General features: G+C 70.6%; 21 protein-coding genes. 9 read left to right on the top strand and 12 right to left on the bottom strand.

Annotated elements, in window-relative coordinates; all coding sequences use genetic code 11:
- Window positions 1-40: 40 nt before the first annotated feature.
- Window positions 41-787, top strand: coding sequence for a maleylpyruvate isomerase family mycothiol-dependent enzyme (locus AC07EJ_RS20675; RefSeq protein ID WP_389484766.1), 747 nt, complete (start codon window positions 41-43; stop codon window positions 785-787).
- A 27-nt stretch (window positions 788-814) separates the two neighbouring features.
- On the opposite strand, the gene AC07EJ_RS20670 is transcribed toward AC07EJ_RS20675, so the two are convergent.
- Complete coding sequence (locus AC07EJ_RS20670; RefSeq protein ID WP_389484764.1) at window positions 815-1219, bottom strand: MarR family winged helix-turn-helix transcriptional regulator; 405 nt, start codon at window positions 1217-1219, stop codon at window positions 815-817.
- A gap of 87 nt (window positions 1220-1306) precedes the next feature.
- Between AC07EJ_RS20670 and AC07EJ_RS20665 the strand changes: the two genes are divergently transcribed.
- The gene (locus AC07EJ_RS20665; protein WP_389484762.1) at window positions 1307-2845 is read left to right on the top strand and encodes an MFS transporter; all 1539 of its coding nucleotides are present in this window, start codon (window positions 1307-1309) and stop codon (window positions 2843-2845) included.
- 90 nt (window positions 2846-2935) lie between these two features.
- Here AC07EJ_RS20665 and AC07EJ_RS20660 read toward each other — a convergent pair whose 3' ends face one another.
- The 3 genes from AC07EJ_RS20660 to AC07EJ_RS20650 all read right to left on the bottom strand — a co-directional run bounded on the left by AC07EJ_RS20660 (window position 2936) and on the right by AC07EJ_RS20650 (window position 5740).
- Window positions 2936-3601 (bottom strand): response regulator transcription factor, encoded by a 666-nt coding sequence (locus tag AC07EJ_RS20660; protein ID WP_326777164.1) that lies wholly within the window; start codon window positions 3599-3601, stop codon window positions 2936-2938.
- Window positions 3598-4845, bottom strand: a complete 1248-nt coding sequence (locus AC07EJ_RS20655; RefSeq protein ID WP_389484758.1) for a sensor histidine kinase — start codon at window positions 4843-4845, stop codon at window positions 3598-3600. Before AC07EJ_RS20655 ends, AC07EJ_RS20660 begins: the two co-directional genes overlap by 4 nt.
- Window positions 4846-4990: 145 nt before the next feature.
- The gene (locus tag AC07EJ_RS20650; RefSeq protein WP_478884669.1) at window positions 4991-5740 is read right to left on the bottom strand and encodes a TetR/AcrR family transcriptional regulator; all 750 of its coding nucleotides are present in this window, start codon (window positions 5738-5740) and stop codon (window positions 4991-4993) included.
- 254 nt (window positions 5741-5994) lie between these two features.
- Between AC07EJ_RS20650 and AC07EJ_RS20645 the strand changes: the two genes are divergently transcribed.
- Window positions 5995-6486: a nitroreductase family deazaflavin-dependent oxidoreductase gene (locus AC07EJ_RS20645; RefSeq protein ID WP_393581683.1), complete on the top strand. Its 492-nt coding sequence runs from the start codon at window positions 5995-5997 to the stop codon at window positions 6484-6486.
- Here the strand turns inward: AC07EJ_RS20645 and AC07EJ_RS20640 are convergent.
- Window positions 6470-7786 carry a geranylgeranyl reductase family protein gene (locus AC07EJ_RS20640; protein WP_389484750.1) on the bottom strand — a complete coding sequence of 439 codons (1317 nt, stop codon included), beginning with the start codon at window positions 7784-7786 and terminating at the stop codon, window positions 6470-6472. The two genes, AC07EJ_RS20645 and AC07EJ_RS20640, sit on opposite strands and share 17 nt — an antisense overlap.
- A 211-nt stretch (window positions 7787-7997) precedes the next feature.
- On the opposite strand from AC07EJ_RS20640, the gene AC07EJ_RS20635 reads away from it, so the two are divergent.
- Entirely contained in the window at window positions 7998-9356 is a 1359-nt protein-coding gene (locus tag AC07EJ_RS20635) for a dipeptidase (protein WP_389484747.1), read from the top strand.
- 97 nt (window positions 9357-9453) lie between these two features.
- On the top strand, window positions 9454-10206 hold the full coding sequence (locus AC07EJ_RS20630; RefSeq protein WP_478884668.1) for an MBL fold metallo-hydrolase: 753 nt from the start codon (window positions 9454-9456) through the stop codon (window positions 10204-10206).
- A gap of 16 nt (window positions 10207-10222) precedes the next feature.
- Here the strand turns inward: AC07EJ_RS20630 and AC07EJ_RS20625 are convergent, their stop codons facing one another.
- Window positions 10223-11263 carry an NUDIX hydrolase gene (locus AC07EJ_RS20625; protein ID WP_389484741.1) on the bottom strand — a complete coding sequence of 347 codons (1041 nt, stop codon included), beginning with the start codon at window positions 11261-11263 and terminating at the stop codon, window positions 10223-10225.
- Between the two features lie 148 nt (window positions 11264-11411).
- Here AC07EJ_RS20625 and AC07EJ_RS20620 point away from each other — a divergent pair, with 148 nt between their 5' ends.
- Together AC07EJ_RS20620 and AC07EJ_RS20615 are read left to right on the top strand one after the other, a co-directional pair.
- Window positions 11412-11642, top strand: a complete 231-nt coding sequence (locus tag AC07EJ_RS20620) for a hypothetical protein (RefSeq protein WP_389484738.1) — start codon at window positions 11412-11414, stop codon at window positions 11640-11642.
- Window positions 11643-11703: 61 nt separating this feature from the next.
- Window positions 11704-12081, top strand: a complete 378-nt coding sequence (locus AC07EJ_RS20615; protein ID WP_389484735.1) for an STAS domain-containing protein — start codon at window positions 11704-11706, stop codon at window positions 12079-12081.
- A gap of 18 nt (window positions 12082-12099) precedes the next feature.
- Here the strand turns inward: AC07EJ_RS20615 and AC07EJ_RS20610 are convergent, their stop codons facing one another.
- From AC07EJ_RS20610 to AC07EJ_RS20600, 3 genes are read right to left on the bottom strand one after another with little or no spacing between them, the layout of a single operon-like run.
- Window positions 12100-13032 carry a carbohydrate ABC transporter permease gene (locus AC07EJ_RS20610; RefSeq protein WP_389484733.1) on the bottom strand — a complete coding sequence of 311 codons (933 nt, stop codon included), beginning with the start codon at window positions 13030-13032 and terminating at the stop codon, window positions 12100-12102.
- Window positions 13029-13937, bottom strand: a complete 909-nt coding sequence (locus AC07EJ_RS20605) for a carbohydrate ABC transporter permease (RefSeq protein ID WP_389484895.1) — start codon at window positions 13935-13937, stop codon at window positions 13029-13031. The genes AC07EJ_RS20610 and AC07EJ_RS20605 overlap by 4 nt, the downstream gene beginning before the upstream one ends.
- A gap of 26 nt (window positions 13938-13963) precedes the next feature.
- Window positions 13964-15232: an ABC transporter substrate-binding protein gene (locus AC07EJ_RS20600; RefSeq protein WP_478884667.1), complete on the bottom strand. Its 1269-nt coding sequence runs from the start codon at window positions 15230-15232 to the stop codon at window positions 13964-13966.
- A gap of 266 nt (window positions 15233-15498) precedes the next feature.
- Here AC07EJ_RS20600 and AC07EJ_RS20595 point away from each other — a divergent pair, with 266 nt between their 5' ends.
- Entirely contained in the window at window positions 15499-17565 is a 2067-nt protein-coding gene (locus tag AC07EJ_RS20595; RefSeq protein WP_478884666.1) for an NPCBM/NEW2 domain-containing protein, read from the top strand.
- Between the two features lie 75 nt (window positions 17566-17640).
- Here the strand turns inward: AC07EJ_RS20595 and AC07EJ_RS20590 are convergent, their stop codons facing one another.
- A complete protein-coding gene (locus tag AC07EJ_RS20590) occupies window positions 17641-18588 on the bottom strand; it encodes an ROK family protein (protein WP_478884665.1) in 948 nt (315 codons plus the stop codon).
- A 159-nt stretch (window positions 18589-18747) separates the two neighbouring features.
- Here AC07EJ_RS20590 and AC07EJ_RS20585 point away from each other — a divergent pair, with 159 nt between their 5' ends.
- The gene (locus AC07EJ_RS20585; RefSeq protein ID WP_389484723.1) at window positions 18748-19785 is read left to right on the top strand and encodes a LacI family DNA-binding transcriptional regulator; all 1038 of its coding nucleotides are present in this window, start codon (window positions 18748-18750) and stop codon (window positions 19783-19785) included.
- Window positions 19786-19816: 31 nt separating this feature from the next.
- Here AC07EJ_RS20585 and AC07EJ_RS20580 read toward each other — a convergent pair whose 3' ends face one another.
- Both AC07EJ_RS20580 and AC07EJ_RS20575 read right to left on the bottom strand, forming a co-directional pair.
- Complete coding sequence (locus tag AC07EJ_RS20580; RefSeq protein WP_389484720.1) at window positions 19817-21490, bottom strand: serine/threonine-protein kinase; 1674 nt, start codon at window positions 21488-21490, stop codon at window positions 19817-19819.
- A gap of 93 nt (window positions 21491-21583) precedes the next feature.
- The gene (locus AC07EJ_RS20575) at window positions 21584-22876 is read right to left on the bottom strand and encodes a DUF6986 family protein (protein ID WP_393581676.1); all 1293 of its coding nucleotides are present in this window, start codon (window positions 22874-22876) and stop codon (window positions 21584-21586) included.
- Between the last annotated feature and the right edge of the window lie 260 nt (window positions 22877-23136).

The following is a 23136-nucleotide window of genomic DNA, read 5'->3' as shown; positions in this document are numbered from 1 at the left end:
GGACGCATTCAAGCCAGGTCCCATCGGGCAGACTCCCGCCATGGAGACTGCGGAACACATCGAGACGCTCGACGAGGAGGGCCGCCTCCTCGCCCGCGCCGCCGAGACGGCGGGCACGGACGCCAAGGTGCCGACCTGTCCGGGCTGGGACACAGGGGACCTGCTGCGGCACGTGGGCATGGTGCATCGCTGGGCCACGGCGTTCGTCGCCGAGGGGCGCACGTCTTACCACCCCGACGACGGTCTGCCGGAGCTGGACGGCGCGGAGCTCATCGCCTGGTTCCGCGAGGGCCACGGCCGGCTCGTCGGGACGCTGGCCGGCGCCCGGCCCGACGTGGAGTGCTGGACGTTCCTGCCCGCGCCGTCGCCGCTCGCGTTCTGGGCACGGCGGCAGGCGCACGAGACGACCGTCCACCGGGTGGACGCGGAGTCCGCGCTGGCCGGGACACCCGGCGTGATCCCCGCGGACTTCGCGGTCGACGGCATCGAGGAACTGCTGCTCGGCTTCCACGCGCGCGGCAGGAGCAAGGTGCGCTCGGACACCCCGCGCCTGCTGCGCGTACGGGCCACCGACGCGGGCCGGGCATGGACCGTACGGATCTCGCAGGAGCCGCCGGTCACCGAGCGGGACGGGGCGGGCGGGGCCGACCAGGCCGACTGCGAGCTGTCGGGTCCCGCGGCGCGGCTGTACCTGTCGCTGTGGAACCGGCTGCCGTTCCCGAGCCTCACCGGCGACGCCTCACTGGCCGCGCTGTGGCGGGAGCGGTCGGGGATCACCTGGAGCTGAAGGCCGCCGCCGGGCCGACTGCGCAGATCAGCCCTTCGGACCGTCCGCGAGCATCCTTCCCAGTACCGCCCGCTGCAACGGTCGCACCTCGGTGTGCAGGTCGCGGCCCTTCTGCGTCAGGCAGACCCGTACGCCGCGGCGGTCCTCGGCGCACATCCCGCGCGTCAGGAGGCCGTCCTTCTCCAGGCGGCCGATCAGGCGCGAGAGGGCGCTCTGGCTGAGATGGACCTGCGAGGCGATCTCCTGCACGCGGAAGGAGGAACTGCCGTCCTCCGCCGTGCCGTCGGCCAGGACGTCCAGCACCTCGAAGTCGCTGGCGCCCAGTCCGTGCTGATGCAGCTCACGATCGAGCTCGCACATGGTGCGTGCATGCACCGCGAGGATGTCCCGCCACTGATCCACGAGGCCGGGCTCGGCCTTTTTCGCCGCCATAACCGCACCGTAGCAGAAGAGACAGGCATTGTTGCATCGGAATTAAATGCACTTGCAGTCAATGCACATGCATGTAGTCTGCTCCGCATGACCTCTCCGCTCACCAACACTCCTACGTCCCAGGAGCGTTGGTCCCCCCGTCTGTGGGGCACACTGCTCGTCCTCTGCGCCGCGATGTTCCTCGACGCCCTCGATGTGTCGATGGTCGGAGTCGCCCTGCCGTCCATCGGCTCGGAGCTCGACCTGTCCACGTCGACGCTGCAATGGATCGTCAGCGGCTACATCCTCGGCTACGGCGGCCTGCTGCTGCTCGGCGGCCGCGCGGCCGACCTGCTCGGCCGGCGCCGGGTGTTCCTGATCGCCCTCGGCGTCTTCGCCCTCGCGTCGCTGCTCGGCGGCCTCGTCGACTCCGGGCCGCTCCTGATCGCCAGCCGCTTCATCAAGGGCCTCAGCGCCGCGTTCACCGCGCCGGCCGGCCTGTCCATCATCACCACGACGTTCGCCGAGGGCCCGCTGCGCAACCGCGCGCTCTCCATCTACACGACCTGCGCCGCGACCGGCTTCTCCATGGGCCTCGTCCTGTCCGGCCTGCTCACCGAGGCCAGCTGGCGCCTGACGATGCTGCTGCCCGCGCCGATCGCCGTGATCGCGCTGCTCATCGGCATCAAGCTCATCCCGCACAGCGAACGCGAGAAGAACCACCGCGGCTACGACATCCCCGGCGCCATCACCGGTACCGCGTCGATGCTGCTCCTCGTGTTCACCGTCGTCCAGGCGCCGGAGGCGGGCTGGACCTCGGCCCGCACCCTGCTGTCCTTCCTGGCCGTCGCCGTCCTGCTCACCGCCTTCGTCACCATCGAGCGCCGCTCCCCGGGCCCGCTGATCCGTCTCGGAGTGCTGCGCTCCGGCTCACAGATCAGGGCCCAGCTGGGCGCGATGGCGTTCTTCGGCTCGTACGTCGGCTTCCAGTTCCTGGTCACCCTGTACATGCAGTCCCTGCTGGGCTGGTCCGCGCTGCACACCGCTCTCGCGTTCCTGCCTGCGGGTGCCCTCGTGGCGCTCTCCTCGACGAAGGTCGGCGCGATCGTCGACCGGTTCGGCACGCCGCGCCTGATCGCGGTGGGCTTCACCTTCATGGTGATCGGCTACGCCCTGTTCCTGCGCATCAACCTCGACCCGGTCTACGCGTCCGTCATCCTGCCGACGATGCTCCTGATCGGCGCGGCCTGCGCCCTGGTGTTCCCGTCGCTCAACATCCAGGCCACGAACGGCGTCCACGACGACGAGCAGGGCATGGTCTCGGGCCTGCTCAACACCTCGGTCCAGGTGGGAGGCGCCATCTTCCTCGCCGTCGTGACGGCCGTCGTCACCGCGAACTCCGGCGAGGGCTCGTCCCCGCAGGCCGTCCTCGACAGCTTCCGGCCCGGACTCGTCGTCGTCACCGCGATCGCCCTGGTGGGCCTGCTGATCACCCTCACCGGCCTGCGGACCCGTCGTCCGCAGAGCACGGTCCTGATCGCGAAGTCGGTGCAGGAGGAGGGGCCGGTGCAGGAGTCGATGCAGGAGTCGATGAAGGAGGAGGCGGACGCCGTCGCGCGCACGGAGCGCGTCGCGGTCCGCGACTGACCCACAGGTCCTCGACCCCTCACACATGGGTGCGCCCGGCCGGCAGTCCCCTGCCCGCCGGGCGCACCTCTGTCCGCTGCGCGCGTCCGCTCAGCCGAGCCAGCCGGGCCGTACGAGGCCCGACTCGTAGGCGAGCACGACCAGTTGGGCCCGGTCACGCGCGCCGAGCTTCACCATCGTGCGGCTCACATGAGTCTTCGCGGTGAGCGGGCTGACGACGAGACGGCGGGCGATCTCCTCGTTCGACAGGCCGATGCCGACCAGCGCCATCACCTCACGCTCGCGCTCGGTGAGCTGCCCGAGCGACTCGGCGGCTGCCGGTTCCTTGGAGCGCGCCGCAAACTCGGCGATCAGACGGCGGGTCACCCCCGGCGAGAGCAGCGCATCCCCGTGCACCACCGCCCGTACGGCACGCAGCAGTTCCTCGGGCTCGGTGTCCTTGACGAGGAACCCGGAGGCTCCGGCGCGGATCGCCTCGAAGACGTACTCGTCCAGTTCGAAGGTGGTCAGCATGACGACCTTCACGCCTTCCAGCGCGGCGTCGTCACTGATGCGGCGGGTCGCGGCGAGTCCGTCGAGGACCGGCATCCGGATGTCCATCAGGACGACGTCGGGCCGCAGTTCGCGTACGAGGCGCACCGCCTCGTCGCCGTCGGAGGCCTCCCCCGCGACCTCGATGTCGCTCTGCGCGTCGAGCAGCGCCCGGAATCCGGCGCGGACGAGCGACTGGTCGTCGGCCAGCAGTACGCGGATCAACGGTTCTCCTCCGTCGGCGTGAACGGCAGTTCGGCGAGCACGCGGAAACCGCCGTCGGGCCGCGGTCCCGCCTCGATCGTGCCACCCAGCGCGGCGGCCCGCTCACGCATCCCCGCAAGCCCGTTCCCACTGCCGCCGGCCGCCTCATGGCTCGCCGGCCCGTCGTCGTCGATGCGCAGGGACAGCGCGGTTCGCGTGTACCGCACCTCTACGCGCGCGTTGCGCGACTCGGAATGCCGTACGACGTTGGTGAGCGCCTCCTGCACGATACGGAACGCGGCGAGGTCGGCGCCGGGCGGCAGCGCGGCTCGGGATCCTTCCGTGGCGATGGCGACCGTGAGGCCCGCGCTCGCGGCCTGCTCCACGAGTTCCGGGAGCCGGTCGAGGCCCGGGGCGGGGGCGCGCGGCGCGTCGCCCGGGGTCCGGAGGGTGTCGAGGACCTGGCGGACCTCGCCCAGCGCCTCCTTGCTCGCGGACTTGATGGTGGTCAGGGCGGTACGGGCCTGCTCAGGGTCGGAGTCCAGCAGAGCCAGGCCCACGCCCGCCTGGACGTTGATGACCGAGATGGAATGGGCGAGCACGTCGTGCAGCTCCCGCGCGATCCGCAGCCGCTCCTCGTCCGCGCGCCGCTCGGCGGCCTTCGCCCGCTCGGCGCGCTCCTTCGCCCACTGCTCGCGCCGCGTTTTGACCAGCTCGGAGAAGGCCACGATCGCCAGGACCCACGCGGCGATGAAACCCTCCTGCCCCCAGGACGCGGCGTCGTCCCCCGACGGCGGCAGATACGCGTACAGCCAGTGCGACACGAGGACGTGCCCCACCCAGAACATCCCGACCGCCGCCCACGCGGCTCTGCGGTGCCCCGCGACGATCGCGGCGTAGCAGCCGACGGCCACCGTGATGAAGACCGGCCCGTACGCGTAGCCCGCGCCGAGATAGACCGTCGCGCACGCCGCCGTACCGAAGGCCACGAGGACCGGGTACCGCTGACGCCACAGCAGGAGAACGCCGCCCGCGAGCAGCAGCGCGCGGGCGAACACATCGAGGTCGGCACGATGGCCCTGGGCTTGCGCCGCGTAGGTCGAGCCGACGAGGACGAACACCGTGATCAGGACGGTGGAGCGCCAGGGCAGGCGCGGCCCCTGGCCGGGTCCGCCCCACCAGGGCGGCCCGTAGCGCCTGAGGTGCGGCGGACCCGACCAGGTCCAAGGCGGGCCGCCGGCGCCGCGTACGTGCTGCTCATCCATGACCGCAACGCTAGACGCCGGGCACCGTCGCGGGCGTCAGCCGGGCGTGGTGATCACACCTACTCCCCGGGGAGTACGCGACGGCGCTCGGGCGGGGCGCGTCACGCCCGAAGACAGCGTCCTGCGCTTGCGGGCCGGGCGCATGTCATTCCCGCGGAGGCACCAGGCCCACACCGTGGGCGATCTGGGTCGTGGCGTGGGTGAAGAAGGCGGCACGGTCCTCCACGACCCGGTTGAACTGGCCGAACAGCTCGAAGCCGATCAAGCCGAACAGCTGCGCCCAGGCTGCGACGAGCGCGGCCACCACCGCGGGCGGCAGGTCGGGGGCCAGGTCGGCGGCGAGCCGCTCGGCCTCGGGCCGCAGCTCCTCGGGGAGCGGCGGCTCGGCCACCCCTTGGCCCTGGTGGGCGTCGCGGACGATGCTGAAGAACAGCAGCCCGACGCGCGACGCGGCCGGGACGGTCGTCAGTGGCGCGGTGTATCCGGGCACGGGCGAGCCGAAGATCAGCGCGTACTCGTGCGGGTGGGCGAGCGCCCAGGCGCGGATGGCTTCGCTGACTGCGACCCAGCGGCGTACAGGTTCGAGCGCTTCGGTCCTGTTCGCGGCGCGGCTCGTCGCGGGAGCCTTCGCGGCCTTCTTGAGGAGGAGGACGTCCGCCTGCTCGGCGGCCTCGCCGATGGAGTCGTAGGCGTCGATGATGAGCGCCGTCAGCAGGTCGTCGCGGCTGGGGAAGTAGCGGTAGAGCGCCGAGGAGACCATGCCCAGCTCGCGGGCGACGGCGCGCAGGGACAGCTTGGCAGCGCCCTCGGCCGCGAGCTGTCTGCGGGCTTCGTCCTTGATAGCGGCGGTGACTTCTTCCCGCGCCCTGGCCCTGGCTCCTCGTGCGGTGCTCATACGGGCATTCTCCCACGCGACCGGAGCAGTGCACACGTTCCGGATCGCTGCACACGTTATGGATCGGTGCACTCATCCGGGAGCGATGCACTCGCTCTTCCTTCGGAGCGATGCACTCGGTGGCGGGCGCGGCTCATCCGGCAGCGAACAGAAAAGAGAGCACTGCTCTTGCTTTGGATCACCGATCTCGTGCACACTGATCTCAAGCGAGAGCAGTGCTCTCGGAATCGAGACCGAGATCCAGGAGAACCGCTATGACCGCGAACGCCCCGTCCGGCTCGTCCTCCCCCAGCCCCTCATCGCCCTACTACCTCAAGGGCAGCCGTCTCAACGTCCGGTTGAACGGCGTGATCGGCTGGCTCGCGCGGCACGGCGTCAGCCTGATGGGGTCCGCCGAGCTCTCCGTACGCGGCCGCAAGAGCGGCCAGATGCAACGCATCCCGGTCAACCCGCACACGTACGGGAACGCGCAGTACCTCGTGTCGGCCCGCGGGCACTCCCAGTGGGTGCGCAACATGCGCGTCGCCAAGTCCGGCGAGCTGCGCGTCGGGCGCAAGGTCCGCACGTTCACCGCGACCGAGGTGTCCGACGCCGGACAGAAGGCGGCGATCCTGCGCAGCTACCTGGAGAAGTGGGGCTGGGAGGTCAACCAGTACTTCCAGGGCGTCACCGCCAAGTCGACCGACGAAGAGCTGACCGCGGCCGGGCCGGACCACCCGGTCTTCGTCATCACGGTCGAGAAGTAGCGTCCGCTTCGTCGGCCGACGAGTCGGCCGAGGACGCAGCCGCGGCCGCGGGCACGGGCGCCGACCGGTCCAGGCGGCTCAGGACGCGACCGGCGATCGGATACGTCCTGACGATCTCGCCCAGCGTCGTCGATCCACGGGTGATGCGGGCGAACGCCTTCCACGCGGGGCGGAACCCGGTGATCGCCGCGTGCAGCATCCCGGGCCTGCGCTCGAAGAGCGTCAGCATCCGCTTGCCGACGCTCATCTCGACACCGAGCCCGGCCTTGACCGCGAACGCGTAGTTCAGGGCCTGCCGGCGCGCGTCCACCGCGTCGTGCGCCTCGGAGACACGGACCGCCCACTCCCCCGCGAGACGACCGGACCGCAGCGCGAACGAGATGCCCTCGCGGGTCCACGGCTCCAGGAGACCCGCCGCGTCACCGCACACGAGGACCCGGCCGCGCGAGAGCGGCGAGTCGTCGGCGCGGCAGCGCGTGAGATGGCCGGAGGAGACCGAGGGTTCGAAGCCGGCGAGGCCGAGCCGGGCGATGAAGTCCTCCAAGTACCGCTTGGTGGCGGCGCCCTCGCCCCGCGCCGAGATCACACCGACCGTCAGGGTGTCGCCCTTGGGGAAGACCCAGCCGTAACTCCCGGGCATCGGGCCCCAGTCGATGAGGACGCGGCCCTTCCAGTCCTCGGCGACCGTCTCGGGCACGGGGATCTCCGCCTCGAGGCCGAGGTCGACCTGATCGAGCTTCACCCCGACGTGAGCCCCTATGCGGCTGGCGCTGCCGTCCGCCCCGACGACGGCGCGGGCGAGGATCGTCTCGCCGTCCTGGAGGGTCACGGCGACGGTGCGCCGGTCGGGCACCGCCGAGCCGTGCTGCTCGACCCGCGAGACCGTCGTCCCCGTGCGCAGCTCGGCGCCCGCCTTCTGGGCGTGCTCGACGAGCTGGTGGTCGAAGTCGGCGCGGTTCACCAGGCCGAAGAGCATGTGGCGCGAGCGCCGGGTGCGGGAGAACTTCCCGTCGAGGGAGAACGTCACCGCGTCGATCCGGTCCCGGAAGGGCAGCTCGAACCCCGGGGGAAGCGCGTCCCTGGAGGGGCCGATGATGCCGCCTCCGCACGTCTTGTACCGGGGCAGTTCAGCCTTCTCCAGAAGGAGGACGCTGCGTCCGGCGACCGCTGCCGCGTACGCCGCGCTGGCGCCCGCGGGGCCGGCGCCCACCACGACGACGTCCCACACCTGCCCGCCGTCACCGGCGTCCGCCGCGTGCTCGCCCGTTCCGTTGCCGTCCGCCGAGTTCTCGCTGCTCACGATGGTCTACTGCTCCCGATCCAGCCGCCTGCCGCACCTTTCCCAGGCATCCTACGGCGGTGTCCCGCCGACCCCTTGTGGCAGGATCGGCACCGCATGCCCTGTGCACGAAACGCTCACGCACACCAGCCGACGGCGGACCCGCACGGACGCGTGCGAAAGCCGCATACGTACACACACGTGCAACGTCGCACCTACGAGGAGCGTTCCCATGTCACCGAATCCGATCGCCGAGACCGTCGCCTCGCTCATGCCCGGGGCCCGGACCGAGCTCTCCGAACTGGTGGCGTTCAAGTCGGTGGCGGACTTCGACCAGTTCCCGAGGAGCGAGAGCGAGGGCGCCGCGAACTGGGTGGCGGACGCGCTGCGCGCCGAGGGCTTCCAGGACGTCGCGCTGCTCGACACCCCGGACGGGACGCAGTCGGTGTACGGCTTCCTGCCGGGCCCCGAGGGCGCGCCGACGGTTCTCCTCTACGCGCACTACGACGTGCAGCCGCCACTGGACGAGTCGGCGTGGGTCACGCCGCCGTTCGAGCTGACGGAGCGCGAGGACGGCCGCTGGTACGGGCGCGGCGCCGCGGACTGCAAGGGCGGCGTCCTGATGCACCTGCTCGCGGTGCGGGCGCTCAAGGCCAACGGCGGTGTCCCGGTGAACGTCAAGGTGATCGCCGAGGGTTCCGAGGAGCAGGGCACGGGCGGCCTCGAGCGGTACGCCGAGCAGCACCCGGAGCTGCTGAAGGCGGACACGATCGTCATCGGTGACGCGGGCAACTTCCGGGTGGGCCTGCCGACGGCCACGTCGACGCTGCGCGGCATGACGCTCGTCCGCGTCCAGGTCGACACTCTCGGTGGCAATCTCCACTCGGGCCAGTTCGGCGGCGCGGCGCCGGACGCGCTCGCGGCGCTGGTGCGTGTCCTCGACTCGCTGCGCGCGGAGGACGGCTCGACGAGGATCGACGGTCTCGCGGGCGACGCCGCGTGGGACGGCCTCCAGTACGACGAGGGCCAGTTCCGCAAGGACGCCAAGGTCATCGACGGTGTCGAGCTGATCGGTTCGGGCACGGTCGCCGACCGCATCTGGGCCCGCCCCGCCGTCACCGTCCTCGGCATCGACTGCCCGCCGGTCGTCGGCGCGACGCCGTCCGTGCATGCCGGGGCGCGCGCCCTGATCAGCCTGCGGGTGCCGCCGGGCACGGACGCCGTGGAGGCCAATAAGCTCCTCGTCGCGCACATCGAGTCGCACACCCCGTGGGGCGCCCGCGTCCAGGTCGAGCAGATCGGGCAGGGCCAGGCGTTCCGTGCGAACACCGACAGTCCGGCGTACGCGGCGATGACCGAGGCGATGAGCGTCGCTTACGACGGTCAGGAGATGCAGTACGCGGGCCAGGGCGGCACGATCCCGCTGTGCAACACGCTCGCGTCGCTGTACCCGGAGGCGGAGATCCTGCTGATCGGCCTGAGCGAGCCCGAGGCGCAGATCCACGCGGTGAACGAGAGCGTGTCGCCTCAGGAGCTGGAGCGTCTCTCGGTCGCCGAGGCGCTGTTCCTCCAGAAGTACGCCGCGATCTGAGACACGGAGCAGCCGTTGTCTTCCGCCCCGGGCAGAACGCTTCTGCCCGGGGCGTAGCCGTGTCCCCCGGGCAGCGGCCTGTCCCTACGGTCCGCGTATGGGTATCTACGGCATCACCGATGTGATCGAGGTCGTCCCGCGCCGTCTGCACCTGTTGCGTTTCCCGGTGGGGCAGGCCTATCTGTGGGACGACGGGGACGAGTTGACGCTGGTGGACGCGGGGGCCGCCGGAGCCGGGACGGAGATCGCCGACGCCGTGCGCGCGCTGGGCCGCCATCCGCGCGAGGTACGCCGCATCGTTCTGACGCACTTTCACGAGGATCACGCGGGCGGCGCGGGCGAGTTCGCGGCGCTCAGCGGGGCGCAGGTGTGGGCGCACCCGCTCGACGCGCCGTTCGTGCGCGGTGAACGGCCGGGTCCTGCGCCGGTGTACGAGGACTGGGAGCGGCCGTTGCACGCGCAGGCGCTGAAGTGGCTGCCGCCACAGCCGACGGATCCCGTACTTCCGCATGAGGTGAGGGAGTTGACGGACCCAGACGTGCTCGACTTCGGCGGTGGCGCCCGCGTCGTCGCGGTACCCGGGCACACGGACGGCAGTATCGCGCTCCATCTTCCGCACCACGGTGTGCTGTTCACGGGCGACGCCATGGCCGCGTCCCCGCTGGACGGGCAGGTCATGCTGGGCGTGCTAAACCTCGACCGCGGGCGTGCCGTCGACTCCTTCCGCACCCTGGCCGCACTCGACTCCGACGTGGCGTGCTTCGGGCACGGCGATCCTGTCGCGAGCGGGGCGGCGGCGGCCCTGCGCGCGGTGGCCGCGCGCCTCGACGCCCCACAGGCACCCCGATAGGCACCCCTGTACTGCGTCAGCCCACCGGCACTCCGCCCTCCAGGTACAGGGCGGCGCCACGCTCGCGGGCCCGCAGTGCCCAGCGCAGGCGCTCGTAGCGCACGGGCGGCAGGAGTCCGGCGGCCTCCTGCTCGGTGACGAACCGCCAGCCGCGCAGCTCCGGGCCCGGAAGGATCACGCGGCGGGCCTCGGGGCCGCCCAGGCGTCCGCCGTCGAACAGCATCCGCAGGCCGCCGTACGCGGGTGGTGCGGGCGCCTCCCAGTCCACGACGAGGAGACCGGGCAGTTCGGGAAGCTGGATGCCGGTCTCCTCGGCGACCTCACGTACGCCGGCCCTGGCGGGGGCCTCTCCGGGTTCCACGACGCCGCCGGGGAACTCCCAGCCGGCCTTGTACGTGGGGTCGACGAGCAGGACGCGGTCCTCCTCGTCGAAGAGCAGCACGCCCGCGGCGACGGTCTCCCCGGTGGGCTCGGGCGTCTGGACGATGTCGCACGGCTCGACGGCCCCGGTGCGCACGGCCTCGGCGATGCGGACGGCCGCTGCGTAGGCGCTGAGCGCGCCGGTGTCGACGGGGTGGGCGTCGGTGGTGAGCCAGGTGGCCAGCGCGGTGCGGTAGGCCTCGATGTGGTCGTAGGCCCACTGCCGGACGCGTATCTCGCCGTCGGGTGTCTCGGGAGGTGTCTCGCGCCGTGCGATCCGCTCGCGCAGGATCGTTTCGGCCGGGGTGAGGAGCACATGGCGTACGGGGATCCTGCGGGCGGCGAGACCGCCGAATATCTCGTCGCGGTACTCCTGTCTGAGGAGGGTCGCCGGGACGACGAGGACGCCGCCCACCTCGGCGAGCAGCGCTGCGGCCGTGTCGACGACGAGCCGCCGCCAGATGCGCAGGTCCTGGATGTCGGTCACCTCGGCCAGCTGCTTGGCGGGCAGCAGCTGCGCCAGTTCCCCGCCGATCACGTCGGGGTCGAAGAGCGTGCTGTTCGGGATCAGCTCGATCAGTTCCCGTGCGGTGGTGGTCTTCCCCGCACCGAAAGCACCGTTGATCCAGACGATCACGGTTCCCCCTCTTCTGTCGGCCCACTGAGGCTTGCCCGCAACAGCGTGCGGTGGAAACCAGCACCTGATGGAGGCGCGCCTCGCGTACGCCTCGCGCACGTCACGAAGGTCCGTGAACCAGCCGCAAGGGCCGCTTAGGATCCGCTCCGTGGACCTTCCCGAAGAGTTGATTCGCTTGCAGCACGACGCCGACGACAAGGGACGCACCCTGGAGCATCTCGATGACGGGGAGCGTCAGGCGCAGCGGGAGGCCTGGTTCGAGGCGGCGGCCAAGGTCGAGAAGGCGGTCACGGCGTACGCGCAGGAACAGGGCCTGAACCGGCACGACGTGGAGAAGTCCCTGCGCCAGGCCGCCCGCCGGCCGCACTCCCAGACCTGACTCCGGAAGGTGCACGGAAGCGCTCTCCCCATGACGTGTGCCGGTGCGGCCGAGGGGATCCATGCGACAGGGTGAACAGCGCCGAGGCGGCACGGACGCGCCCCCGGCGCCTCCGGTGGTCTACGAGACCGATGACTGCGTCGTCGTCGAACTGCGCGGCGAGGTCGACATCGTCGCGCTCCAGAGCTCCCTCGCCCTGCTGGAGACGGTGGCGGCGGGCCCGTCCGCCACCGTGGTGATCGACCTGAACCGCACGACGTTCCTCGACTGCTCGGGCCTGACCCTCCTGATGCGCGCCCGCCGCCGCGTGGAGTCCCGCGGCGGCCGCCTCAGACTGGTCTGCGACCGGCCCCTGACGCTACGGCTGCTGGAGGTGACGGGCCTGCTGTCACTCTTCGACCCGGCCCCGACCGTCGAGGCGGCGGCACGACAGGACTAGGACCTCTCGTTGCGATCGCTACCCCTTGCTGGACCCCAGCGTGAGCCCCGCGATGAAGTGTCTCTGCAGGAGCAGGAAAACCAGGATCGTGGGGAGGGCCACGAGGACCGACCCGGCGGCCAGCAAGTTGTAGTCCGTGAAAAATTGGCCCCTGAGGTTGTTGAGGGACGAGGTGATCGGGAGTTTGTCGGGATTGGAGATGAAGATCAGGGCCCAGAGGAAGTCGTTGTAGATCCAGGTGAATTCGAGCGTCCCGAGTGCCGCGAGAGCGGGGCGGCACAGCGGGAGCGTGATGCGCCAGAACTGCGTCCACAGGCCCGCGCCGTCGACGATCGCCGCTTCCAGAATCTCCTGGGGAAGCGTCCGCATGAAGTTCGCCAGGACGAAGACGCAGAACCCCAGCTGGAATCCGATGTTGACGATGATCACGGCCCAGTACGAGTCGTACATCGTCAGCGAGTCCGACATCCACCAGGGCAGTGGAATCTTCAGGAAGAGGACGTACAGCGGGGTGACGATGACCTGGGGCGGCAGCAGGTTTCCCGCCGTGAAGAACATCAGGAGCACGATTCCGCCGCGCACCTTGATGCGTGACACCGCGAAGGCGACGAACGAGGCGAGAAAGAGTGTGATCAGGACGGCCGGGACCGCGATGATCAGGGTGTTCTTGAAGTATTCGCCCATCCCCGAGTCACTGAAGGCCTCGCGGTAGTAGTCGAAGGACAGGTGTCTGGGCAGCGAGAAGTACCCGTGCTGCGCCGTCTCCTCGTAGGGCCGCAGCGAGGCGTAGACCGCGAGCAGGAGCGGCGCGAGGAACGCCAGCGAGACGCCCATGAGGAAGATGTGCACCCCGAACCGGCCGCGCCTGCGCGGGTGTTCACCGCGCCGGTCGCCGCCGGCCACCGAGCGGCCCCGGGCGGCGGGGGATGTCGTACGGATGTCGGCGGTCATCGGTCGCGCGCACCTCGCAGCTCTTGGACCAGGAACGTCACGATGAATCCCAGGGAGACCGTGAGGAGGACGACCGCGATCGCCGAGCCGAATCCGATGCGGCTGGCCTCGCCGATGACGTTGTCCGTGATGAGGACGGACAGCAGTTCCAGGCCGTTGCGGCCCTTGTTCACGGCGTAGACGATGTCGAAGGCGCGCAGCGACTCGATGACGGTGATGACGGCGACGATGACATTGACCGGGCGCAGGGTCGGGAAGACGACGCGAAGGAAGGTCTGGCGGGCGTTCGCGCCGTCGATCGCCGCGGCTTCCTTCAGCGTCGGGTCGACGGATTTGAGGCCGGCGAGATAAAGGATCATCACGTAGCCGGTGTGCCGCCAGCTCGCGGCCAGCATCATCATCCAGATGTTGATGTCGGAGTCGCCCAGCCAGTCGATCGGATTCTCGTGATTGTTGAGAACGGTGTTGATGACGCCCTGGTCGGTACCGAGGATGAGCTGCGCCATGAATCCGACGACGGCCAGTGAGAGCACGACCGGCATGTAGAGGGTCGACTGGTAGAAGCGGCTGAAGCGCACGCCCCGGTCGATGAGTACGGCGAGGAAGAGGCCGAAGGGCGTGGCGATGAGGCCGAGAAAGGCGAGCCACAGGAGGTTGTGCCGCACGGCCGGCCAGAACGGTGGATAGTTGTCGACCAGGTTCTGGTAGTTCTTTCCGCCGACCCAGTGGATGTCGCCGATGCCGTCCCACGACGTGAAGGACAGGCCGATGGAGGCGAGCGTGGGGCCCCAGATGATGACGATGTCGAGCAGTACGGGTATTCCCAGGAGCACGGCAAGGACGGCGAGGTCACGGCGCGAGAAACGCCGTGACTTCCGCCGCCCCGCGCGCCGCGTGGTGTTCATCGCCACGGAACGCATTCCCCCACTACTCAGCTGACGGCGGACGAGAAGATTTCCTTCTTCTGCCGCTCGATCCGGTTGACGAGGCCGTCGACGTCGTTCGGATTTCCGATGAAGTCCTGAAGCGCCTTGATCATCACGGTCTGCGCGAAGTCGGGCCGGGTGTCACGGTCCATGAACTGCGATATCTGCTTGGCCCCGGAGACGAGTTCGGCCGACTTCTTCTGCAGCGGGCTGTACTTGGAGGTGTCGGCGCCGTCGTTCACGGCGACGTTGTTCGGGTCGCCCGCGAGATAGATGTCCTCGGCCCCGGGCGTGCCGAGGTATTTGAGGAGCGCCTTGCCCGCGTCGACGTTCTTGGCCTTCTTCGCGATCAGGAATCCGTCGATGGGAGCCTCCACCGCGTCCTGCCCGTACTGGGGATCGATCTCCGGGAACGCGAAGAAATCGATGTCGCCGCGCTCGTTCTCCGGGAACTGCTGGCCCGGGTGCGGCATCCCGAAGACCGCCATGCCGGTCTGGCGCTTCTGCAGGCCCTGCCCGGCCTCCTCCCAGGTCCGTCCGAGCGCCCCCTTCTGGTAATACGGCATGAGTTCGCGCCAGAGGTCGAAGACCTTCTTGACCTTGGTGTCGGTCCACGCTTCCGTGCCGGCCATGAGGCCCTTGTGGAATTCGTATCCGTTCAGGCGCATGTTGATGTAGTCGAAGGTGCCCATCGCGGGCCAGCCGTCCTTGTCGCAGAACGCGACCGGGGTGCCGTCCTTGTGCATCTTCTTCGCGAGGGCGATGAAGTCGTCCCAGTTCTTGGGCTGTTCGTAGCCCTGCTTCTCGAAGAGGCTCTTCCGGTGGAAGACGGCCCAGGGATAGTAGTAGTACGGCACGAAGAACTGCTTGCCGTCGTGCGTGGACTGGTCATTGAGCGCCTGCGAGAAGCCCTTGAGGCCCTTCCAGACGTCGTCCACGTCGGTCAGGAGGCCCTTCTCGGCGAAATACTGCATGCGGAAGCCGGCGAACCACATGAAGACGTCGTCCGGGGTGCCCTGGAGATAGCGCGTGATGTTCGTCTGGAACTCGTTGTGTTCCGTGGTGTTGACGTCGACTTTCTTCCCGGACTTCTTCTCGTACGCCGTGAAGGCCGCCGCGAACGCCTTCTTCGGCACCGCGTCCGAGGCATTGGACCCCACGGTGACCGTCTTCTTGTCACCGCCCGGGCCCTCCCCGCACGCAGTGAGCAGTGCCGGAAGCGTGAGCGCACCGGCGCCCACCGCCGCCCCCCGCAGAAGACCCCGACGGGACATCCGATGTCCTGTCGCGCTCCCGGGCGCGCCAGAACCGTAGAACGATGACTGTGCCATGTCCCCCTCCTGGGGCCGAACCCAACACAACCGAACGCGAGGGTTGGATCCCACTCCCAACTCCCGAGATCGTCAAGGGTTCTGACGGCGCATCGGGCAACCGTTACCGCTTCTCTTCCAACAGAGTCCAACACGGCCTACCGTAAACGCGCGCCACTGACGCGAACATGACGTCACCCCACCTTTCGCGAGTACGGAGGAACGTAACGATGCGTCACCTTCCCACGCGCACCTCTCGCACCACCCGCCGAAGAGTCGTCGGAGCGTTGGCCACCGGGCTGTTGTGTGCCGCGGGCATCACGGCGCCGGCCGCGGTCGCCGACCCGCCGCACTCCGGTGCGGCCGGCCCGCAGAGCGCAAGCGCACAGGAAGCCTCGCCCACGCTCGCCGACGGCCTCGCGCAGACCCCTCCCATGGGCTTCAACAACTGGAACTCCACGCACTGCCGCGCCGAGTTCAACGAGGTCATGGTCAAGGGCATCGCCGACATCTTCGTCGACAAGGGGCTCAAGGCCGCGGGCTATCAGTACGTCAACCTCGACGACTGCTGGGCCCTGCCGCAACGCGACGCGAACGGCAAGCTCGTGCCGGACCCCGCGCGTTTCCCGGGCGGCATCAAGGCCGTCGCCGACTACGTCCACTCCAAGGGCCTCAAGCTCGGCATCTACACGAGCGCGGGCACCAAGACGTGCAGCGACATCGGCTTCCCGGGCGGCCTCGGTCACGAGTACAGCGACGCCCAGCAGTTCGCCGACTGGGGCGTCGACTACCTCAAGTACGACAACTGCAATAACCAGGGCGTGGACGCCAAGCAGCGCTACCGCACGATGCGTGACGCCCTGAAGGCCACGGGCCGGCCCATCGTCTACAGCATCTGCGAATGGGGTTCCAACAAGCCCTGGGAGTGGGCCGCTGACGTCGGCCATCTGTGGCGCACCACCGGTGACATCAGTGACAGCTGGGGCTCGATGCTCTCCCTGATGAAGCAGAATCTGCCGCTCGCGCAGTACGCGGGGCCCGGACACTGGAACGACCCCGACATGCTCGAGGTCGGCAACGGCGGCATGACCGCGACCGAGTACCGCACGCACTTCTCGATGTGGTCGATCATGGCGTCACCGCTGCTGATCGGCACCGACCTGCGCAAGGCCTCCGCCGAGACCCTCGACATCCTCAGCAATCGCGAAGTCATCGCGGTCGACCAGGACCCGCTGGGCAAGCAGGGTTCCGTGCTCTCCTCCGAGGACGGGCGCTGGGTCGTCGCCAAGGAGATGAAGGACGGCAGCCGCGTCGTCGCGCTCTTCAACGAGTCGGGCAGCGCGCAGCGGATCACCACATCGGCCGACGCGGTCGGACTGCCGCACGCGAGCGCCTACACGCTGCGCGATCTGTGGCAGCACAAGAGCTACAACACCGCCGGGGCCATCTCCGCGACCGTTCCCGCGCACGGGACCGTACTGGTACGGGTAGCCGCCGACGACAAGTGGGCCGCGAACCCGCCCGCCGTCGAACTCGGCCTGAACGGCGCTCCGTTCGTCGAGGCAGGCAAGGCCGCTCGGCTCACGACGTCGGTCACCGATCTGGGCCGCACGCCCGCACGCCAGGTGTCCGTCGCGCTGGACGGGCCCTCGGGGTGGAACGTCGAGCCGACCTCGCCGACCCGCGCCGGATCCGTGCCGACGGGCAAGGCACTCACGACGTCGTGGACGGTGAATGCGCCGGCCGGGACCGCGGCCGGGGCGTACGACCTGTCCCTCAAGGCCACCTACCGCTCACCGAGCGGCGTGCGTGCGCAGAGCGTGCTGCCACTGACCGCGCACGTGGTGGTCGCTCCGCCCGCCGGGGCGTCGTCGCTCGGTGATCTGCCGTGGCTGTCCACGACGAACGGGTACGGGCCCGTCGAGCGCAACACCAGCAACGGGGAGAGCGACGCGGGCGACGGGCATCCGATCACGATCGGTGGCGTCGTCCACCCGAAGGGGCTCGGCGTGCACGCGGACAGTGCCGTCGAGTTCTACACGGGCGGCACGTGCGAAAGCGTCACCGCGAGTGTGGGCGTCGACGACGAGACGGGCACGAACGGCACCGTGACGTTCGAGATCTGGGCCGACGGCAAGAAGGTGACGTCGACCGGTGTTCTCACCAACGCGGACGCGGCGGCGAAGCTGTCGGCCGACGTGAGCGGGGCGCAGACCGTTCGCCTCGTGGTGACCGACGGCGGCGACGGCGTGGACTACGACCACGCGGACTGGGGGGACGCGACCCTGACCTGCTGACGCGTCAGAGCGGGCCGGCCCCGGGGCAGAGCTTCCTGCCCCGGCACCGGCCCTTCGAACTCAGGTGACGCCGCCTCAGAGCGCCGACACGTCCCGGTCGCGCGTGAGCGCCGCCGCCGCCGCTCCGACAAGGCCCGCGTCCGTGCCCATACGGGCCGGGGCCACCGTGAGGCGCTGCACGAACGACAGCGTCGCGTAGTCACGCAGCGAGCGGCGCAGGGGCGCGAAGAGCGCCTCTCCCGCCTTCGCCACTCCCCCGCCGATCACCGCGATGTCGATCTCCACGAGCGTCGCCGTCGCGGCGATGCCCGCGGCGAGCGCCTGGGCGGCGCGTTCGAACGAGGCGATGGCCACCTTGTCGCCCGCGCGTGCGGCCGCGGCCACCGCCGCGGCCGAGACGTCGCCGTCCGCGCCGGGCCGCCAGCCGCCGTCCAGCGCGCGCCGCGCGATGTTCGGCCCGCTCGCGATCCGCTCCACGCAGCCGCGCGCCCCGCACGGGCACGGGTCCCCGTCCAGATCGACGCTGATGTGGCCGATGTGGCCCGCGTTGCCCGTGGGTCCCGGGTGCAGCTTGCCACCGAGGATCAGGCCGCCGCCGACTCCCGTGGAGACGACCATGCACAGCGCGTTGTCATGGCCTTGCGCCGCGCCCTGCCAGTGCTCGGCGGCCGTCATCGCGACGCCGTCCCCGACCAGCTCCACCGGCAGGCCCCCGGTGACCGCGCGGACCCGGTCCACGAGCGGGAAGTCGCGCCAGCCCGGCACGTTGACCGGGCTCACCGTGCCGGTGGTGGCGTCCACCGGACCCGCGCTGCCGATCCCCACGGCCCGCGCCCGCACCCACAGCGGCGCTTCGGTCAGCTCGCGCAGCACGTCCTCGACGGCCCGCATCACCGTGTTCCCGTCCTCCTGGGCGGGAGTCGGCCGCTGCGCGCGCAGCAGGATGCGGCCGTGGTCGTCCACCAGGGCCCCGGCGATCTTGGTGCCGCCAATGTCGAGCGCGGCGACGAGGTCGGTCTGCATCAGTGTGAGATCCCCTGGTGAAATGGCAGGTCGGATATGCGATGGATAGTCTCTCCCGCATCTGACAACGTTGTCCAGGGCCTATGCTCGACGCCACATCCCCATACAGCATCATGAACCCCCTGGAACCGCAGCGACGACAGGACAGGACAGCCCACCGTGGACCGCACCACCCGCCGCCCCGACAGCCGTTACGGCAACCGCCCGACCATGAAGGACGTCGCGGCGCGCGCCGGGGTGGGCCTCAAGACGGTGTCCCGCGTCGTGAACGGCGAACCGGGAGTCACCCCCGACACCGAGCGCCGCGTCCAGGAGGCCATCGAGGCCCTGGGCTTCCGCCGCAACGACAGCGCGCGCGTCCTGCGCAAGGGCAGGACCGCGAGCATCGGCCTGGTGCTCGAGGATCTGGCCGACCCCTTCTACGGACCGCTGAGCCGCGCCGTCGAGGAGGTCGCCCGCGCCCATGGCGCGCTGCTCATCAACGGGTCGAGCGCCGAGGACCCGGAGCGCGAGCAGGAGCTCGTCCTCGCGCTCTGTGCGCGCCGGGTGGACGGGCTCGTGGTGATCCCGGCCGGTGACGACCACCGCTATCTGGAGCCCGAGATCGCCGCGGGGATCGCGACCGTGTTCGTCGACCGTCCCGCCGGGAAGATCGACGCGGACGTGGTCCTGTCCGACAGCTTCGGGGGCGCGCGTGACGGCGTCGCGCATCTGATCGCGCACGGCCACCGCCGCATCGGCTTCATCGGCGACCAGCCGCGCATCCACACCGCCGCCGAGCGCCTGCGCGGCTACCGGACGGCGATGGAGGACGCCGGGATAGTCGTCGAGGACGCGTGGATGTCGCTCGGCGTGACCGATCCGGAGCGGGTGCGGCGCGCCGCCGAGGAGATGCTCGCGGGGCCCGAGCCGGTCACGGCGATCTTCGCGGGCAACAACCGGGTGACGGTCACCGTCGTCCGCGTGCTGTCGGAGGTGACCCGCCCGGTCGCGCTCGTCGGGTTCGACGACATCGAGCTGGGCGATCTGCTGCGCCCCGGCGTGACCGTCGTCGCGCAGGACGCCGCGCAGCTGGGCCGCACGGCCGCCGAGCGGCTGTTCCGTCAGCTCGACGGCGTGTCGGTGGTCCCGGAGCGGATCGAACTGCCGACCCGACTGATCACCCGCGGCTCGGGCGAACTGCCCCCGGCCGACTGACAGTTGAGCCCGCCGGCGGCTCTGCGGACGGTCAGCAGACAGGGAGCCCGGGAAGCGGCGCGTTGTCGTTGCCACCCTTGACGTAGACGTCGCTGACGAAGACGTTCGTGTTGCCGCTGTCGTCGTCCGTCTTCGCCCACCAGACGTTCGTCCACTGCCCGTACGTCTCGCGGCGTCCGAGGTTCTGCTGACAGTAGAAGTAGTTGGTGCCCGCGTTCAGGACGCCCGCGCGGGCGCCGGACGCGGTGTACGAGTCGGACGTGCGCCAGACCGTGCAGTTGTACTTGCCGCCGCCGGCGGAGTGGCAGGCCGGAGCCGCTGTCGGGCTCTCCCCGCCGCCGCCCCCTCCTGTGGTGCCGCTCCTCGTGGGGCGGGGCGCGGGCGGGGTGGAGGCGGAGGGTACGGGCCGGCCGGCGGACGGCTTCGGGCCGGGCTTCTCCGAGACCTTGCCGTCATCCGGCTCACGCGACTTCTCATGACCCTGGCCCGAGGGCTTCCCCGTGCCGTCCAGGGCGCCACGACTGTGGTCCGCTTCCGGCGTGCCCGTGGTGGCCGCACCCGATGAGGCGGCCCGGTCCCCCTTGTCGTCGGACCCGTTGAGCGCGGCCACGGTCACGCCGGCCGCCCCGAGCACGGCGACCACGGCCGCCACGGCGAGCAGCACACGCGTACGGCGGGGCTTGCGCGGCTCGACGGACGGCGGGGCGTTCACGGGGGTAGGCAGCGGGGCGTTCACCGGGGTCGGCGCCGGGCCGAAGCCGGGCGGCGGCACGGACGGGACGTTGCGCACCGTCGTCTCCCGAGGGCGCTGCTCGGGCCGGCGGAGCGCGGCCGTGGCGGCGTCGGCCGGTGCCGCGGCGACCGCTTCGAGGAGCTGCCGGGCCCGATCGGCGTCCGGCCGCATCAGCGGATCCTTGGCCATCAGCTGCTGGAGTACGGGGGTGAGGGGGCCGGCCCGCCGGGGTTCGGGCAGCGGCTCGACGACGATCGCGGTGAGCGTCGACCAGGTGGACGTGCGCCGGAAGGGCGATGCTCCTTCGACGGCCGCGTACAGCGTGGCGCCGAGGGCCCATACGTCGGACGCCGGGCCCGGGTCCTGGCCCTGGGCTCGCTCGGGGGCCAAGTAGTCGAGGGAGCCGACGAGTTCGCCACTGCGGGTGAGGTGGGTCGCCGAGCCGTCGCCGGGGTCGTCCATCGTCGCGATGCCGAAGTCCGTGAGGACGACACGGCCGGAACGGTCGAGGAGGATGTTGCCCGGCTTCACGTCCCGGTGCAGGACCCCGGCCCGGTGCGCGGCCGCGAGGGCGTCCATGACCTTGGCGCCGATCGCCGCGGCCTCGCGCGGGTCGAGCGGGCCCTGATCGCGCAGGACGTCGTCGAGGGAGGGACCGTCGACGAGCTCCATGACGATGAGGGGCCGGCCGTCGACCTCGGTGACGTCGTGCACGGCGACGACGCCGGGGTGGCGCACGCGCGCTGCGGCGCGGGCCTCGCGCTGCATGCGCACGCCCAGGTCGGCCAGTTCGGACCCGGCCGCGTCCGAGTAGGTGCGCAGTTCCTTGAGGGCGACCTCGCGGCCGAGCACCTCGTCGACGGCGCGCCACACGACGCCCATGCCGCCGCGGCCGAGTTGGCCCCGCACCCGGTACCGCCCGGCGAGGAGGCGGCCGCCTCCTCCCGTCTCTTCCCGATCCCCCGAAGACACCGCTGCCCCGTCCTTGCCGACGCCTGTTTCAGTGGCGTACAGCCTACGGGGCAGCGGTGACAGGACCGGATGCGCGTGACAGGACCGGGACGGTCAGCGCTCCTGCGCGGTCAGGTCGCCGCGGCGCGGTCCCGCGAAGCCCTGGAGGCGGGCCAGCGTGAGGCCGGTGATCCGGGTGACCTCACCCGTGTCGAGGGCGCCGCAGTCGAGACCGCGCAGCAGATACCCGGCGAGCGCCTTGGCGGTGGCGGGCTCGTCCGCCACGTCGCCGCCCTCGTGGTGACCGGCGTAGGCGGCCAGGCGCGCGGCGGCTGACTCGAAGCCCTCGCGGTAGAAGGCGAAGACAGCGGCGTAGCGGGTCGGGATGTGGCCCGGGTGCATGTCCCAGCCCTGGTAGTAGGCGCGGGCCAGGGCACGGCGGGTGAGGCCGTAGTGCAGGCGCCAGGCGTCGTGGACCTTCGCGGTCGTGCCGACGGGCAGGACGTTGGTGGAGCCGTCCGAGACGCGGACTCCGGTGCCGGCGGCGGCCACCTGCATGACGGCCTTCGCGTGGTCGGCGGCCGGGTGGTCGCTGGCCTGGTAGGCGGCGCTGACGCCGAGGCAGGCGCTGTAGTCGAAGGTGCCGTAGTGCAGTCCGGTCGCGCGGCCCTCGGCGGCGTCGATCATGCGGGCGACGGCGGCGGTGCCGTCGGCGGCGAGGATGGACTGGCTGGTCTCGATCTGGATCTCGAAGCCGAGGCGTCCCGCCTCGAGACCGTGCGCCTTCTCGAACGCCTCCAGGAGCCGGACCATGGCGGTGACCTGCTCCGGGTACGTGACCTTGGGGAGCGTGAGGACGAGCCCGTCGGGGAGGCCGCCCGCCTCCATGAGGCCGGACAGGAAGATGTCGAGGGTGCGGATGCCCCGGTCGCGTACCGGCGCCTCCATGCACTTCATGCGGATGCCCATGTACGGGGCGGCGGTGCCGTTCTTGTACGCCTCGGCGATCAGCCGGGCGGCGCGGGCGGCGTCCTGGTCCTCGTCGGGGCCCTTGTAGCCGTCCTCGAAGTCGACGCGCAGGTCCTCGACCGGCTCGCGCTCCAGCTTGGCGCGCACGCGCGTGTAGACGGCCTCGGCGAGGTCGTCACCCAGGCCGAGGACCGCGGCGAAGGAGGCGGCGTCCGGGGCGTGTTCGTCGAGCATCGCCAGGGCCTTGTCGCCCCAGGTGCGGATGGTGTCGGCGTCGAACTGCTCACCGGGGACGTACACGGTGTGGACGGGCTGCCGGGTGCCAGGGTCTCCGGGGTAGCGGCGCTCCAGCTCCGCGTCCACCGGCGCGAGGGAAGCGCTGATGCCCTCGCTGATTGCTCCGGCGAGGCTCGTTGCCACCTTCTCTTGCTGACCCATTCCTGCATCCTCCACACGCTCGACGTTCAGAGTTTCCGCTTCACGGAATCAATAATCCGTATAGCGAAGTTATCTGCGCTCGCCACCTGCGTCAATGGTCCCTGTACGCCAACGGGGCCGCGCGGTGAAGATCACCACGCGGCCCCGTCACCTGCCCGGAGAAGCTCAGCCCTTGCGGGTGTTGACTTCCTCGGTGAGCTGGGGGACGACGTCGAAGAGGTCGCCGACGACGCCGTAGTCGACGAGGTCGAAGATGGGGG

It is taken from the genome of Streptomyces sp. NPDC045026 (assembly GCF_056432625.1).
The sequence above is the reverse complement of the archived record's forward strand: the minus strand, read 5'-3'. Positions and strand labels throughout refer to the sequence as shown.

Bases quoted from the DNA above. Each gene is read 5' to 3' on its own strand.
- AC07EJ_RS20675 (WP_389484766.1), top strand. From the start codon at position 41: ATGGAGACTGCGGAACACATCGAGACGCTCGACGAGGAGGGCCGCCTC.
- AC07EJ_RS20670 (WP_389484764.1), bottom strand. From the start codon at position 1,219: ATGGCGGCGAAAAAGGCCGAGCCCGGCCTCGTGGATCAGTGGCGGGAC.
- AC07EJ_RS20665 (WP_389484762.1), top strand. From the start codon at position 1,307: ATGACCTCTCCGCTCACCAACACTCCTACGTCCCAGGAGCGTTGGTCC.
- AC07EJ_RS20655 (WP_389484758.1), bottom strand. From the start codon at position 4,845: ATGGATGAGCAGCACGTACGCGGCGCCGGCGGCCCGCCTTGGACCTGG.
- AC07EJ_RS20650 (WP_478884669.1), bottom strand. From the start codon at position 5,740: ATGAGCACCGCACGAGGAGCCAGGGCCAGGGCGCGGGAAGAAGTCACC.
- AC07EJ_RS20645 (WP_393581683.1), top strand. From the start codon at position 5,995: ATGACCGCGAACGCCCCGTCCGGCTCGTCCTCCCCCAGCCCCTCATCG.
- AC07EJ_RS20635 (WP_389484747.1), top strand. From the start codon at position 7,998: ATGTCACCGAATCCGATCGCCGAGACCGTCGCCTCGCTCATGCCCGGG.
- AC07EJ_RS20630 (WP_478884668.1), top strand. From the start codon at position 9,454: ATGGGTATCTACGGCATCACCGATGTGATCGAGGTCGTCCCGCGCCGT.
- AC07EJ_RS20615 (WP_389484735.1), top strand. From the start codon at position 11,704: ATGCGACAGGGTGAACAGCGCCGAGGCGGCACGGACGCGCCCCCGGCG.
- AC07EJ_RS20610 (WP_389484733.1), bottom strand. From the start codon at position 13,032: ATGACCGCCGACATCCGTACGACATCCCCCGCCGCCCGGGGCCGCTCG.
- AC07EJ_RS20605 (WP_389484895.1), bottom strand. From the start codon at position 13,937: ATGAACACCACGCGGCGCGCGGGGCGGCGGAAGTCACGGCGTTTCTCG.
- AC07EJ_RS20600 (WP_478884667.1), bottom strand. From the start codon at position 15,232: ATGTCCCGTCGGGGTCTTCTGCGGGGGGCGGCGGTGGGCGCCGGTGCG.
- AC07EJ_RS20595 (WP_478884666.1), top strand. From the start codon at position 15,499: ATGCGTCACCTTCCCACGCGCACCTCTCGCACCACCCGCCGAAGAGTC.
- AC07EJ_RS20590 (WP_478884665.1), bottom strand. From the start codon at position 18,588: ATGCAGACCGACCTCGTCGCCGCGCTCGACATTGGCGGCACCAAGATC.
- AC07EJ_RS20575 (WP_393581676.1), bottom strand. From the start codon at position 22,876: ATGGGTCAGCAAGAGAAGGTGGCAACGAGCCTCGCCGGAGCAATCAGC.